This window comes from Pseudomonas sp. LBUM1644, from assembly GCF_059716195.1.
In genome coordinates, this window is the sequence record NZ_CP166812.1 from 432,829 (window position 1) to 446,171 (window position 13,343).

The following is a 13,343-nucleotide window of genomic DNA, read 5'->3' on the forward strand; positions in this document are numbered from 1 at the left end:
AAGCAGTCGTAAACCGGTATCGGAGGTTCTTTCAGAATAACCGGCGTACACCGGATGCGAGCGCTTCGCGCTCGGACGCAGCCTGCGGCAGCTGCTACAGGTCTCAACTTATCCACAGACAGCCTCCAGCAAAATCCGCCCGCTGGAGCAGGTGGCGGTTTCATTGCGGTAGGCGAAATACAGCTTGCTGCGCACCGGGTCGAAGCGCAGGTGTAGCTGGATTTCATCGCCCGGGCGCACCAGTTGCTGGAACTTCAATACTTCCATGCCGGCGAATTTTCGCGGCAGGTCCATCAATTGCTGACCGAGGTTCAGCGCCCAGTCCACCTGCACCACGCCGGGCAATACCGGGGCCTTGGGAAAATGGCCACTGAAGTACGCGAGGTCCGGCGGGACTGCCAGTTGCAGGCTCCACTCACCGTCGACTTCACTCTGTTCCAGCACCTGCGGCGCCTTTGGACGAGGTGCCAGCAACAACGCTTCGACTTCGGCTTGGGGCAGTTTGCCTTGGGCATTCAGCGGCAACTGCCGCAGCAGGCGCCAGCGTCGCGGCAGGGCCAGGGCTTCGCAATGTTGGCTCAGGTGCTGACGCAATGCTTGCGTGAGGGTGCGTCGCCCCTGATTGCGCAAGGCATGCAAGCCCGAGTCACTCAACACCAGCAGGGCACCCAGCGACGCGCGATTTTCCTGGACCACCCCAAGGCGCGCTTCAGCGACCCAGTCGTGATCCATCAAGGCCTTTTCCAGCATCGGCAGTGAAATACGTTTTTCTTCCAGTTTGACGATCCGGTCCAGCCGTCCGAGCAGTTCGAAGCGTCCATCGGCAGCGATTCGCGCAGCATCGGCGGTGTGTTCGATATGGCCCGGCGGTAAGTACGGCGAGGCGATGAGCAGTGCGCCGTCGCGGTCCTGGCTCAGCGTCAAGTCGGCGAAGGGCTGCCAGAGTTCGTGACCCTGGCGCCAGGCAATGCCGCCGGTTTCCGAGCTGCCGAAAATTTCCGTCGGCCATTGTTGCAGGCGCTCGTGCAGGCTTTGCGCGGCCTCGACCGGCAGAGCGCCACCGGAGGAAAATACTCGACGTACCGCGCTCAGGGCCGGCCAGTCGAGGTTGTCGCCCATGCGCTTGAGCAGCGCCGGGCTGGCGACCCAGGCAAACGCCGGGTGTTCGCGGCTGGCGCGCTGCAAGTCTTCGGGGAAGGCCAGTTGCTTGCGCACGAACGAGCGCCCGGCACACAGCGGCCATAGCACCCGAAACAGCAGGCCATAGATGTGTTGGGTGGCGACGCTGCCGATGAGGCAGGCCTCACCCAGGTCCATGCCCCAGAGTTGTTCCAGCGCTTCGACTTCATTGGCCAGTTGCCGCAGGGTCTTGTCGATGCGCTTGGGTTCGCCACTGGAACCGGACGTGCACAGGCTCAGCGAGCAGCCGTCCAGATCCAGTGCAGCGGCGATGAGTGGCGGGTGCCGGTAATCGTTCAAGTGCGTGTCGTCGGCCAGATCGGTCAGCCACAGGTCGACGTCTCTCGCCCAGCGTTGGCGAGTTTGGGCTTGCAGGTCGGCAGGCAACAGCACGCTGACCCCGGCACGCCAGGCGCCGAGCAGGGCAATCGCAAGGTCGGCGGCGTCTTCCAGGTGCACCGCAATGCGCCGCACGCCTTGGGCTTGCAAGCCGGCCGCCAGGCTCAAGGCCTGTTCGCAGAGGTGTGCGTGATTCAGCGCCGGCTCGGCCGTCACGGCACGCTCCGGTTGAGCCTTGAGCAACAATTGCTCAAGTTTTATCCAATTCATGGGTGGCCTCGTACCCGTTGTCGTATCAGCCATTCAATGGCAAACATCAGGCCGATCAATCCATAGGAGATCAGGCCGGTGTACAACATCCACCAGCTCAGCGGCGCCCAAAGGGTCAGGGCGGCGGCGCACAAACCGTTGCAGAGAAAAAACACACTCCAGGCAATCGTGACCTGGCGGGTGTAGCGAATCGCCTTGGCCGGCAAGTGGGGTTCACGCAGACGGGCCAGGCGTTCGGCCATCGGTGGGCCGTATTTCAGGCTCAAACCGAACAGCATCAGCATGAAACCGCTGATCAGCACCGGGTACCAGCGCAGCAGGGCCGGGCTATCGAACAGCGCCAGCAACAGGCAAAACACGATGGCGACGATGGCCATCCACCGGCTCCCCGGTCGCCGCACGCCCGTCAGCGCGCGCGCCAGCCACAGGCTGCCCAGCAGCAGGCCGAACTGCCACGGAGCGAAATGTTCCATGCCGAAATACACCGCGAAGGGGTACAACAGGCCCGCCAGCAGCAGGCCAAGGCCGATCAGTCGGCTCATGCGGCCGGTTGAACCAGACGGTAGACCGCCTCAACCACGTCGCTGACAGTACGCACCGTCTTGAATTCTTCGGCGGCAATTTTTTTGCCGGTCTGGCGTTTGATGTGATCGATCAGGTCGACCGCGTCGATGCTGTCGATTTCCAGGTCCTGATACAGGTTGGATTCGAGGCTCACGCGCTCGGGGTCCAGCTCGAAGAGTTCGACCAGAGCATCGCGCAGGGTGTTGAAAATGTCGTCACGAGTTTGCATGGTCCGGTCTCAAGCTGCCTGTTTTGCAGTGACGAACGCCGCAAGGCTCGTCACGTTGCTGAAGTGATTACGGGTGTCCTTGGCATCGGCGTCGATTTTGATGCCGTACTTTTTCTGGATCGCCAGGCCGAGTTCCAGGGCATCGACCGAGTCCAGGCCCAGGCCTTCGCCGAACAGCGTCTGGTTGTCGCCGATGTCGTCGGCGTTGATGTCTTCAAGGCCCAGGGCGTCGATGATCAGCAGTTTTATTTCACGGTGCAGATCGCTCATCTTCGGCGAGCTCCTTAATAAAGTAGTGGTGCAGGTAATCGTTTAGCTTGCGCGAGGCTTGTGGAGGCGGGCCTTGTGCGGCAAAGGTCTGTGGGTCTATATCGGCCCCCACGCGGAAACTGAAGTGCACGCGACGCTTCGGGATCCGATACCAGGGTTCAGCCTTGGTCAGCGTGGTCGGGCTGACCTTGATAATCACCGGGGTCAGAATTCTCGCACCGCGCAGGGCAATTGCCGCGGCACCCCGATGAAAGGCTGGCGGTTGACCGGGTTGGGTGCGGGTGCCTTCGGGAAAGATGATCAATGTCTGGCCGCTTTTCAGTGCATCGGCCGCGGCGTCAAGCATGTCCATGCTGCCATCGTTGCTGATGTATTCGGTGCAGCGCAGCGGGCCACGGGTAAAGGGGTTCTGCCAGAGGCTTTGCTTGACCACGCAATTGGCATGGCGCACCAGGCCGATCAGGAACACCACATCAATCAGCGACGGGTGATTGGCAATGATCATCTGCCCCGGACGGCCGAGTTTCTCCGCACCCTGAATGTCGTAGGTCAGCACCCCGGTACGGGCCATGAACCGGACAAAAAACCAGAACAGGCGAGCGACGGTGTGCCGCGCTCGCTGCCGATGAGTCTGGGCATCGCCGGGCAGGCAGTTTAGCAGCGGGAAAACCAGCAGCCGCAGGCACAGCCCTCCCAGCCCGAACAGGGTAAAGCTTGCGGCAGTCGCCAGCAGGCGCCAGTAATAGGCGTCGCGGTGTTTAGCGGTTACGGGTTGCGTTGCCAGGTCCATACACGATTTTTCCAGGCATGTTGGCAGGTAGTCTGCTGGCCGAGCAGGGTACGCAATAGGTTCAGGGCATGGGGCCAGTGGCTTTTGGACAACTCATCGGAGGTGCTGTTCAGGGATAGCTGCCAGTCGTTGCCGGGGGTCAGCAGCAGGCCGACCGCATACGGGAATGGCACATCGTCAATCCAGGTCGAATAGGCCTCGGGAGGTTGTTCTTCAGTGACCACCAACAGTACGGCGGGCGCACCTTCGGCAAGCAACGCCGCGGCCTCTAGCATGCCGTGTTCAAGGCCATCACCAGCGGCGGCGAGGGCCGTCATTTCGCTGGTTTCACCGCGCATGATCGACCACAAGCCAATAATCGCGTTGTGCACCGACAGGCTGAACTGGGTCGGCGACAACGGCTGATCGGCAGCCAGGTCGCTGAGAATGTCGAAGGTGCGCGGGGTTTCTCCATGACGGGAAATAAAGACCAGCGGTAGGTCCTGGCGACCATCGGCCAATGGCCAGCCGACACTGAATGCCATTCGCGCCAGACGACTCAGCCGCCGACGCTGCATGGCCGGCAGAAACGAAACGTCGGGGGCGGCATCGCTGTTGGCAAGCACGACCGGTTGTCGGCTCCAGGCCTGCCAATCGTCCACGCTTTCGAGCCCAGGGGCCCATGCGCGCCATTGGGCGATGTTGAAGTTGATCACAGGCATTCATCCCGCCCCTGCGGGCTTCCTTGACGCGGAGAGTCGTAAAACGGCGACAGGCCTTACGTGGCGCTTAACGCCGAGTGGCGCGCATTATCCCGTTGCGGTGGACGTGTAGCAAATGCTGGTTACATTTTGCTCAATAATAAGTATACCGACTGGTTCGCGAAAAGCTGTCGTTTGGCCAGCATCTAAATTGCGAGGGTGGAGGTAGCTAAGCGGCGCCGTAGACCACTACACTCGGTCATTCTTTGATACACGGAGGTTTTGACATGCGGCGCGTGGTGTTCAATCAGAAAGGTGGTGTAGGTAAATCCAGTATTGCCTGCAATTTGGCGGCGGTCAGCGCCAGCGAGGGTTATCGTACCCTGTTGGTCGACCTCGATGCCCAAGCCAATTCCACCCAGTACCTGACGGGGCTCACCGGTGACGATATCCCGATGGGTATCGCCGATTTCTTCAAGCAGACGTTGTCTTCCGGACCGTTTTCCAAGAAAAACCAGGTTGATATCTACGAAACGCCGTTCGAAAACCTCCACGTCATCACCGCCACCGCCGAGCTGGCCGACCTGCAGCCCAAGCTCGAGGCGAAACACAAGATCAACAAGCTGCGCAAACTGCTCGATGAATTGACCGAAGATTACGACCGAATCTATCTGGATACCCCGCCGGCGTTGAACTTCTATGCGGTATCGGCGTTGATTGCCGCTGATCGTGTGCTGATTCCCTTCGATTGCGACAGTTTCTCCCGCCAGGCGCTCTACGGCCTGTTGGCAGAAATCGAAGAATTGAAAGAAGACCACAACGAAGGGCTGGAAGTCGAAGGCATCGTGGTCAATCAATTTCAGGCCCGCGCCAGCCTGCCACAGCAAATTCTCGACGAACTGATCGCCGAAGGGCTTCCTGTACTGCCGGTGTATTTGGGCAGTTCAGTGCGCATGCGCGAATCTCACCAGGCTAATACACCGCTGATCCATCTTGACCCGCGGCACAAGCTGACCCAGCAGTTTGTTGATTTGCATAACTTGCTGGAAAACAGCTGAAGATCAAAAGATCGCAGCCTGCGGCAGCTCCTACACAACATCAGCGTTTAACCGCCCCTGTAGGAGCTGCCGAAGGCTGCGATCTTTTCAGGTCGTTATCAAATCCCCTGGCTACGCAACCAGTTCATCAATTGCGGTAATGGGAAAGCCCCGCTCTGGCGCGCCACTTCCCGCCCATTCTTGAACAGAATCAAACTCGGAATCGAGCGAATCCCCAACTGCGCCGACAACTGCTGATTCGCCTCGCTGTCAAGTTTGGCCAGCCGGCACTTACCCGCCAATTGCCCCGCCGCTTGCTCGAACACCGGCGCAAAGGACTTGCACGGCCCGCACCAGTCCGCCCACACGTCCACCAGCAGCGGTAGGTCGCCCTTGATCTGGCTGGCGTAATCGCCTTGTTTCAATTCGAAGGGTTTGTTCAGCAACACCTCGGCTTTGCATCGACCGCATTTTGGATGGTCGCTGAGACGCTCGGCGGGGATGCGGTTGAGGCCGTTGCAGTGGGGGCAGGGGATGAGCAGTGGGTCTGTCATGAGGTTGGTCCTGTGAAGAAGCCGATCACTCCTATGTGGAGACGTTTGCTCATATTTCAATCATGCGCCGTCTTGCGATGAAACTAGGCTGAGCGGTACTGAGCGAAACCGCTGGTCAGCTGGCGACTATCGCAACTTGCGATATTCCAGCGCTGTGATTAACTCTCCATAGCAGAATGCGATAAGAATGTTGCATGCAATTGCCGCTATGAAGGCTTTGTTTCCCGCTGTCGACAAGGTGGGTGAGTTTCATGTTTTCGATATCGGTGGCAACAAGCTACGGCTGATTGCCCACGTCAGGCATCGATCTCAGAAGCTATACATCAAACATGTGCTGGATCACCATGAATATGACCGCGGAAAATGGAAGGAGGGAAGAGCATGAGTGTTCTGATCAAAAGAGCTGCCGAGCATTGGGAGTTCGTCTCGCCGTTGCTGCGCAAACCAAAAAATGAAGACGACTATGACTTGTTGGTGCAGGCGCTGGACGAGTTGCTCGAGATGACTGGCGTCGATGAGTCGCACCCACTGATGAGTCTGGTGGATATCATCGGTGACTGGATTGAGGAATGGGATCACAAGCATCACCCAATGCCGAAGGCCAGCGGCGTCGACGTCCTCGGCTATTTGATGCGAGAACACGGCCTGAGCCAGAGCGATTTGCCCGGCGTTGGAGCCCAGTCGGTGGTATCCGAGATCCTGAGCGGCAAGCGTCAGCTCAACCTGCGGCAGATCCGCTGGTTGGCCGAGCGCTTCGGTACGTCGGTGGAGACCTTTATCTGACCGGGTTCAAGACGAACAACTGATCTCCAAATGCTTGCCCCACTCCGGAGGTCGCTCGGCATAGCTTTCCATCCCAGGCTGTTCCTCGAATGGATTGCTCAGCACCGCATGCAAGCGGCGAACCTCTGAATAGTCGCCACTCTCCGCTGCATCGATGGCTTTTTGCGCCAGGTAGTTGCGCAGGATGTAGAGCGGATTGACGGCGTGCATCCGTTTTCGGCGCTGTTCCTGATCATCCTCGCCATCACGAGTAGCGCGGGAGACGTAGAGCTCGGCCCAGGCATCGAAGCCTTTGATGTCGACAAAGTCATCGCGCAAACGGGTGACGGCCTGTTCGGGTGATTCTTCCCCGAGCCGACGGAAGAACAGGCTGTAATCGACGCCGCTGTTTTGCATCAATTGCAGCAGCTGTTCCAGCAGTTTCTGATCATCATCTTCTGCGGTGGTGAAACCGAGGCGGCGGCGCATCAGGTCCAGGTAATGAGCCTGGTACAGCGGCAGGTACAGGCCGAGAGTCTCGCGCAGGGCTTCGACGCTGATGAACGGCGTCAGGGCCTGGGCCAGCGCGCTGAGGTTCCATTGGCCAATCGGCACCTGATTGCTGAAAGAATAACGGCCCTGGTCATCAGAGTGGTTGCAGACGAAGTTGGCGTCGAAGTCGTCGAGGAAGGCGAACGGGCCGAAGTCGAAGGTGATGCCCAGGATCGACATGTTGTCGGTGTTCATGACGCCGTGGCAAAAGCCATAGGCCTGCCACTTGGCGATCAGCTCGGCATTGCGCTCTACGATCTCGCGGAACATCGCCAGGTACGGTTCCGGTTGTTCGAGGCATTCGGGGAAGTGCATGGCCAACACGTGTTCGCCGAGTTCTTTCTGCTTCTCGGGACGCTTGGTGTAGTAGAAATATTCGAAATGCCCGAAGCGCACATGGCTCGGCGCCAGACGCAGGACCATGGCCGCGCGTTCCTGTTTCTCACGCCAGACCGGCGTGTCGGAGCCGATCACGCACAGCGCACGGGTAGTCGGGATGTTCAGGGCGTTCAGCGCTTCGGAGGCGAGAAACTCGCGGATCGACGAACGCAGTACCGCACGGCCATCGCCCATGCGCGAAAAAGGTGTCTGACCGGCGCCCTTGAGGTGCAAGTCCCAATGCTCGCCGGCTTCGTTATAAACCTCGCCGAGTAACAGGCCGCGACCATCGCCCAGCTGAGGGTTGTAAGAGCCGAATTGATGACCGGAATAGACCATCGCCCGAGGCACGGCGTCGGCCCAGAGCTTGTGGCCGCTGAACAGTTCGGCGAACTCCGGGGTGTCGGCCACGGCCGGGTCGAGGTCGAGCAGCGCCATGGCAGCAGGGCTGGCCACCACCAGGCGCGGGTTGTCGATGGGTTCGGGCAGCACGTGGGCGGAAAATGTATCGCCCAGGCGATCGAAGCGATTATCGAAGGTCAGTTCGTCGAGGGCTTTCACCGGCCATCTCCAGCAGAATGTCCGAGCATTCTGCTAGGGATAGGGCGGTTAGTCGAGCTTCGCGGCCGGCGGCTCTTGCGCGGGTTTGCCATCGACCAGCGGCACAATGGTTTTGGTTTCCGGCTCGATGGGAACCATTTTGTACTCCTGGCCATGCAGGTTTTTAAGGTAAACCTCCATCTGCCGGAACGAGATGTTGATGTGCTGCTTCTTGAACTCGCGGTTGATGAAGCGGTTGACCTCATCGAGCACCGGGTTACGGTCACCGAGGTCGCGCACGTGCATGCGCAGCTCGTGGTCGAGGGTGCTTTCGCCGAAGTTCAGGAAGTACACGTGCGGTTCCGGATCTTTCAAGACGCGCGGGTTATCGCGCGCAGCTTTCAATAGCAGTTCTTTCACCAGATCCAGGTCCGAACCGTAATCGACCCCAAGTTTGAGGGTGACCCGAGTGATGGTGTCGGTCAGCGACCAGTTGATCAGTTGCCCGGTGATGAACGTCTTGTTCGGGACAATGATGTCCTTGCGGTCGAAGTCGGTGATGGTCGTGGCGCGGATGCGGATCTTGCTCACGGTGCCCGACAGGTTGCCGATGGTGATCGTGTCGCCGATCCGCACCGGGCGCTCGAACAGAATCATGATGCCGGAAATGAAGTTGGCGAAGATCTCCTGCATCCCGAATCCGAGGCCGACCGAGAGCGCCGCCACCAGCCATTGCAACTTGTCCCAACTCACGCCGAGGGTCGACAGGGTCGAGACGAAACCGACACCGGCGATGACGTAGGACAGCAACGTGGTGGTGGCGTAGGCACTGCCTTGCGCCAGGTTCAGTTTCGACAACACCAACACTTCCAGCAAACCCGGCAAGTTGCGCGCGAGGGCGAAGGTGATGCCAATGATGATCAGCGCACCGAGCATGTCGCCGATGCTGATCGGCACCATGCTCATGGTGGCGCCGGTGCCGCTGGTGTATTCGTAGAGGGTCACGTTATCCAGGTACGAGAAGACCGAGATCAGGTCGGACCAGGCCCAGTACAGCGCGGCCATGAAGCCGCCGAGCAGCGCCAGGCGAATCAGGCGCAGCGACTGCTCGTTGACCTTCTCGATGTCCAGCGTCGGCTCTTCGATCACTGCTTCGCCGTCGCCAGCCTCCTTGGCGGCCTGGCGTTTGGCCAGTGCGCGCTGGTAAGCCAGGCGGCGTGCCGCGACGCTGAGGCCACGCACGAAAGTGGCTTCGATCACCAGCCAGAACATCAGCAGGTACAGGGTGTTGATCAACCGGTCACTGAGTTTCAGCGCGGTGTAGTAGTAGCCGAAGCACACGGCCACGAACAACGCGATCGGCAGGGCGGTAAACAGAATCCCGACGACCTTGCGGAACAGTGAAGCGTTCTCGTGCGCCGGGCTGCTGATCAGCAGCCGACTGAGCAGCCAGGCCATCAAGGCGTAGCAGATCAGCACGACCGGCATGCCGAGCACATCATCGGCCAGCGCCGCCGGTTGCAACTCGGCAACCGCCACCACGGCGACCAGCGCCATGACCACCAGGCCGAGTCGACGGACCCAGCCTTGAAGGAATTCGACCTGAGGTTTTTCCCAGCGGAAGTGCAGTTCGGCCACGCCACCGGGCGCGAGGATTCGATAAGCGGTGTAGAACACCAGCCAGGCCTGCGCCATTTGCAGCAACGCGGCGCCCATATTGGCGTTCTGTCCGCGAGCGTCAATCTGCAAGGCCAGGCCACACAACGCCAGGCCCAGCGAGACCGGCATCGCCAGCAGAATATTGATCAGGATTGCCTGCGGCGTGTGCCACTGGCTGTCACGCTTGAAGTGGCCGATGTCCTGGTGAACCTTGTTCAGCCGGGCATACAGGCTTTTACGCCGCCACAGCAGGGCACCGATCAGCAGCACCAACGGCAGGAACAGCAGCGGACGCTGAATCAAGCCATCGGTCAATTCGCTGAGGCTGGATGCCCACGGTAAGGTCGTGACCTGCCGTTGCAGGCGTTCCGGCACGGCGCGCATCCATTCCAGGTCCAGCGGCTTGTTGCTGGGAATCCAGAACATTTGCTCATCAAGGGTCGCCCGCAGGCTTTGCGCGGTGCTGAGCAATTGCTTCTGATTGAGTTGCAACGTGATGGATTCGTTGAGCACCGCGCTCAGTTCGCGGTTCAGTCGCTCCAGCAGGTCGGCGCGGGTGGTGGCCAGTTCCAGCAGGCTCTTGCGCAGCTGCGGCGTGACTTGCTCCGGCGGTTGGGTCGCCAGCAGGTTGTCGACGTAGGTGGTCGGGTTGCTGAGCAACTCCCGTTGCTGGCTGACTTCGAACTGATACAGGCGAATGTCGGCGATCTGGTCGGCCAGGTCGCGGTCGAGCTTGAGGCGCGGCAGGCCCTGCTTCTGTTTGTAGAGAATCTTGGAGAGCAGCAGGCTGCCCTTGAGCACGTTGATTTGCTCGTCGAGGGCCGAATCGCTCTGGGTGACGTTATCTAGCTGCTGCTTGGTTTGCAGGTTCTGCTGGGTGACGACATTCAAGCGGTCAGTGCTTTTGAGCAAGTAGTCGGAAAGCTTCAGGTTCGCCGCGCTTTCGGTGGCCAACAAGGCGCTGCCGCCGGACTTTTGCGCCTCGATGGACTGCTGCGTCACTGTTTCCTGGGACTGAGCCAGGCGCTTCTGGTTGATCAGGTTTTGCAGCTCCTGGATTTCCTGATCCAGGCGGTCGGATTTTTCCGAGAGCAAGTCATGCTGGCTGTTGCCCAAGTCCTGCAGCTGGCTGTTGCCGGCCAGCTCCTGGCGACGTAGCGGGATCAGCGCGTTGAGCGCTGCGAGCTCGGCATTGAGCAGGTCGCGTTGCTCGCCGCTCAAGGTCTTGCCGTTGTCTTTACCGGCCTTGAGGATGTTGTTGATCTGCTGGATGCGGGTCTGGCTGCTGGAAATTTCGGCCTGGGCGCGCTCGGGACGGGTCTGGGCGGTGATCACCAGGCTATTGGCGTCGCCCAGCGCCTTTTGCAGATCGCTTTGCTGGGTCGAGCGATCGGTGAGCATTTGCTCCAGTTGCTGGATCGACAGGTTGGCGAAACGTTGCGCCAAGGGCACCATTTTGGTGGCCTTTAGGCGCGCCAGCTCACGCTGGTTTTCGATGTTCTGTTTGGGCGCTGTGGCCAGTTGCTGCTTGAGATCGCTCAGCTTCTGCTGGTAATCACGCTCGTTGTTCAGTTGCGTGAGCGTGTTTTGCAGGAGGGTTTGCAGGGCTTTCTGATCGGCCTCCGGCAGTTTGCGGTCGGCGATCTTGTCCAGGCTTGCCTGCACGGCTTCGCTGGACGGCGGCTCGGCCGCTTGCAAGGTACTGACAGTGAGGCTCAAGCCCAGCAGGGCCATCATGAAAAAGGTACGCAGGGTTGACATAGGGACCGATCTGAAGCGAAACGAATTAGGGAGTTTAGAGGAACAAGCCCGGGCCGGGGCGAGTTCCTTCGGGGAATCTGACGCCCACTTTGCCAATCTTGTTCCCTTCCATGACCGCAACGGTCCAGATGGTGTTGTTCCACTCCACCTGGTCGCCGACGACTGGCGCGCCGCCCACTTTCTGAGCGATGAAGCGGCCAAGCGACATGTCCGGATCGATGCCTTCGACTTTCAGTCCGTACAAGGCAGCAACCGCGGCCAACTGGGCATCTCCTTCGAGTACGAAGTCGCCGAAGAAGCGCAAATCGAGGCCCCGTTGTGGTGCCTGGCTGAAGAGTTTTCCAAGGGCCGCAAGGTTGTGTTCATGGCCGATCACGCAGAGCAAATCGTCGACTTCGAGCACCGTACTACCCGACGGATGGAGCAGTTGCTTGCCACGAAACAGGGCCGCGATCCGAGTGCCTTCGGGCATTTTCAGGTCGCGAAGGGGCGAACCGATGCACCATTTTTCGGCGCCAAGGCGATACACAAACAGCTCCCACTCGCTGGTGACGTGGACTTCCAGCGCAGAGCGGGAGATGGGGGCCGGCTCCGGCGGCACCGTCACCTTCAGCAGTTTGGCCACCCACGGCAGGCTTGTGCCCTGCACCAGCAGCGACACCAGCACGATAAAGAAGGCGAGGTTGAAGTACAGCTGAGCGTGGGGCAGGCCGGCCATCAGTGGGAACACGGCGAGAATGATCGGCACCGCGCCGCGCAGCCCGACCCAGGAAATAAACGCCTTTTCCCGGCCGTGGAACGCCTTGAACGGCAGCAAGCCGACCAGCACGGATATGGGGCGGGCGAACATGATCATCCACAGCGCCAGGCCCAGCGCGGGCAGGGCGATCGGCAACAAGTCGTGTGGCGTGACCAGCAAGCCCAGCACCAGGAACATGCCAATCTGCGCCAGCCAGGCCATGCCGTCGAGCATGTGCAAAATGCCATGGCGGCTGCGCACCGGGCGGTTGCCAATCACCAGGCCGCACAAGTAGACGGCGAGGAAACCGCTGCCGTGTAAGGCGTTGGTCAGGGCAAACACCACCAGGCCGCCGGCGATCACCAGGATCGGGTAGAGGCCGTTCGCCAGGTTGATGCGGTTGACCAGTTGTAGCATGAGCCAGCCGCCGCCGAGCCCAATGACGGCACCGATGCCGAACTCGCGCACGAAGTGCCCGAGCAGGCTCCAGTGCAAGCCGGTCTGGCCGCTGGCGAGCATGTCGATCAGGGTGACAGTGAGGAACACCGCCATCGGGTCGTTGCTACCGGATTCGATCTCGAGACTGGCTGTCACCCGTTCGTTCAGGCCTTTGCCGCCCAGCAGCGAGAACACCGCCGCGGCATCCGTGGAGCCGACGATGGCGCCGATCAGCAGGCCCTGAATGATGTTCAGGTTGAACAGCCACGCGGCGACCAGGCCGGTCAGTGCGGTGGTGATCAGCACGCCGACCGTGGCCAGCGACAACGCCGGCCACAACGCCACGCGAAAACTTGCCACTCGAGTCCGCAAGCCGCCGTCGAGCAGGATCACCGCGAGTGCGAGGTTGCCGACCAGATAAGCCGTTGGGTAGTTATCGAAGATAATGCCGCCGCCATCGACGCCGGCCGCCATGCCCACGGCCAGGATGATGACCAGAATCGGGATGCCGAGGCGGGACGAAAGTGAGCTCACCAGAATGCTCGCACCTACCAGCAACGCGCCGATCAAGAACAGGCTGTTGATGGTCGTCGCATTCAAAG

The 13,343-nt window shown here is 60.2% G+C and carries 13 protein-coding genes; 3 read left to right on the forward strand and 10 right to left on the reverse strand.

All coding sequences use genetic code 11. The features are described 5' to 3' along the window. Positions 1 to 108: 108 nt before the first annotated feature. The 6 genes from ACA052_RS02020 to ACA052_RS02045 are packed head-to-tail and all read right to left on the reverse strand — an operon-like array spanning position 109 to position 4,342. A complete protein-coding gene (locus ACA052_RS02020) occupies positions 109 to 1,788 on the reverse strand; it encodes an ApeI family dehydratase (protein WP_497648169.1) in 1,680 nt (559 codons plus the stop codon). Further along, positions 1,785 to 2,330: a COG4648 family protein gene (locus ACA052_RS02025; RefSeq protein ID WP_497648170.1), complete on the reverse strand. Its 546-nt coding sequence runs from the start codon at positions 2,328 to 2,330 to the stop codon at positions 1,785 to 1,787. Before ACA052_RS02025 ends, ACA052_RS02020 begins: the two co-directional genes overlap by 4 nt. Next, positions 2,327 to 2,581 (reverse strand): acyl carrier protein, encoded by a 255-nt coding sequence (locus ACA052_RS02030; RefSeq protein ID WP_017336166.1) that lies wholly within the window; start codon positions 2,579 to 2,581, stop codon positions 2,327 to 2,329. Before ACA052_RS02030 ends, ACA052_RS02025 begins: the two co-directional genes overlap by 4 nt. A 9-nt stretch (positions 2,582 to 2,590) precedes the next feature. Next, a complete protein-coding gene (locus ACA052_RS02035; RefSeq protein ID WP_497648171.1) occupies positions 2,591 to 2,851 on the reverse strand; it encodes a phosphopantetheine-binding protein in 261 nt (86 codons plus the stop codon). Next, positions 2,832 to 3,641, reverse strand: a complete 810-nt coding sequence (locus tag ACA052_RS02040) for a lysophospholipid acyltransferase family protein (protein ID WP_497648172.1) — start codon at positions 3,639 to 3,641, stop codon at positions 2,832 to 2,834. The genes ACA052_RS02035 and ACA052_RS02040 overlap by 20 nt, the downstream gene beginning before the upstream one ends. Then, positions 3,617 to 4,342, reverse strand: coding sequence for a beta-ketoacyl synthase chain length factor (locus ACA052_RS02045; protein WP_497648173.1), 726 nt, complete (start codon positions 4,340 to 4,342; stop codon positions 3,617 to 3,619). The genes ACA052_RS02040 and ACA052_RS02045 overlap by 25 nt, the downstream gene beginning before the upstream one ends. Before the next feature lie 266 nt (positions 4,343 to 4,608). On the opposite strand from ACA052_RS02045, the gene ACA052_RS02050 reads away from it, so the two are divergent. Next, positions 4,609 to 5,379, forward strand: a complete 771-nt coding sequence (locus ACA052_RS02050) for a ParA family protein (RefSeq protein WP_497648174.1) — start codon at positions 4,609 to 4,611, stop codon at positions 5,377 to 5,379. A gap of 98 nt (positions 5,380 to 5,477) precedes the next feature. Here ACA052_RS02050 and trxC read toward each other — a convergent pair whose 3' ends face one another. Next, positions 5,478 to 5,912, reverse strand: coding sequence for a thioredoxin TrxC (gene trxC / locus ACA052_RS02055; RefSeq protein ID WP_497648175.1), 435 nt, complete (start codon positions 5,910 to 5,912; stop codon positions 5,478 to 5,480). 187 nt (positions 5,913 to 6,099) lie between these two features. Here trxC and ACA052_RS02060 point away from each other — a divergent pair, with 187 nt between their 5' ends. Next, the gene (locus ACA052_RS02060) at positions 6,100 to 6,297 is read left to right on the forward strand and encodes a type II toxin-antitoxin system HigB family toxin (protein ID WP_497648176.1); all 198 of its coding nucleotides are present in this window, start codon (positions 6,100 to 6,102) and stop codon (positions 6,295 to 6,297) included. Beyond that, entirely contained in the window at positions 6,294 to 6,695 is a 402-nt protein-coding gene (locus ACA052_RS02065; protein ID WP_497648177.1) for a helix-turn-helix domain-containing protein, read from the forward strand. Before ACA052_RS02060 ends, ACA052_RS02065 begins: the two co-directional genes overlap by 4 nt. Before the next feature lie 6 nt (positions 6,696 to 6,701). Here the strand turns inward: ACA052_RS02065 and selO are convergent, their stop codons facing one another. Genes selO through ACA052_RS02080 form a run of 3 tightly spaced genes read right to left on the reverse strand, consistent with a single transcriptional unit; the run spans position 6,702 to position 13,341 of the window. Then, complete coding sequence (selO, locus tag ACA052_RS02070; RefSeq protein ID WP_497648178.1) at positions 6,702 to 8,165, reverse strand: protein adenylyltransferase SelO; 1,464 nt, start codon at positions 8,163 to 8,165, stop codon at positions 6,702 to 6,704. A gap of 48 nt (positions 8,166 to 8,213) precedes the next feature. Continuing rightward, a complete protein-coding gene (gene mscK, locus ACA052_RS02075; protein WP_497648179.1) occupies positions 8,214 to 11,564 on the reverse strand; it encodes a mechanosensitive channel MscK in 3,351 nt (1,116 codons plus the stop codon). Between the two features lie 34 nt (positions 11,565 to 11,598). Continuing rightward, positions 11,599 to 13,341, reverse strand: coding sequence for a potassium/proton antiporter (locus ACA052_RS02080; protein ID WP_497648180.1), 1,743 nt, complete (start codon positions 13,339 to 13,341; stop codon positions 11,599 to 11,601). Between the last annotated feature and the right edge of the window lie 2 nt (positions 13,342 to 13,343).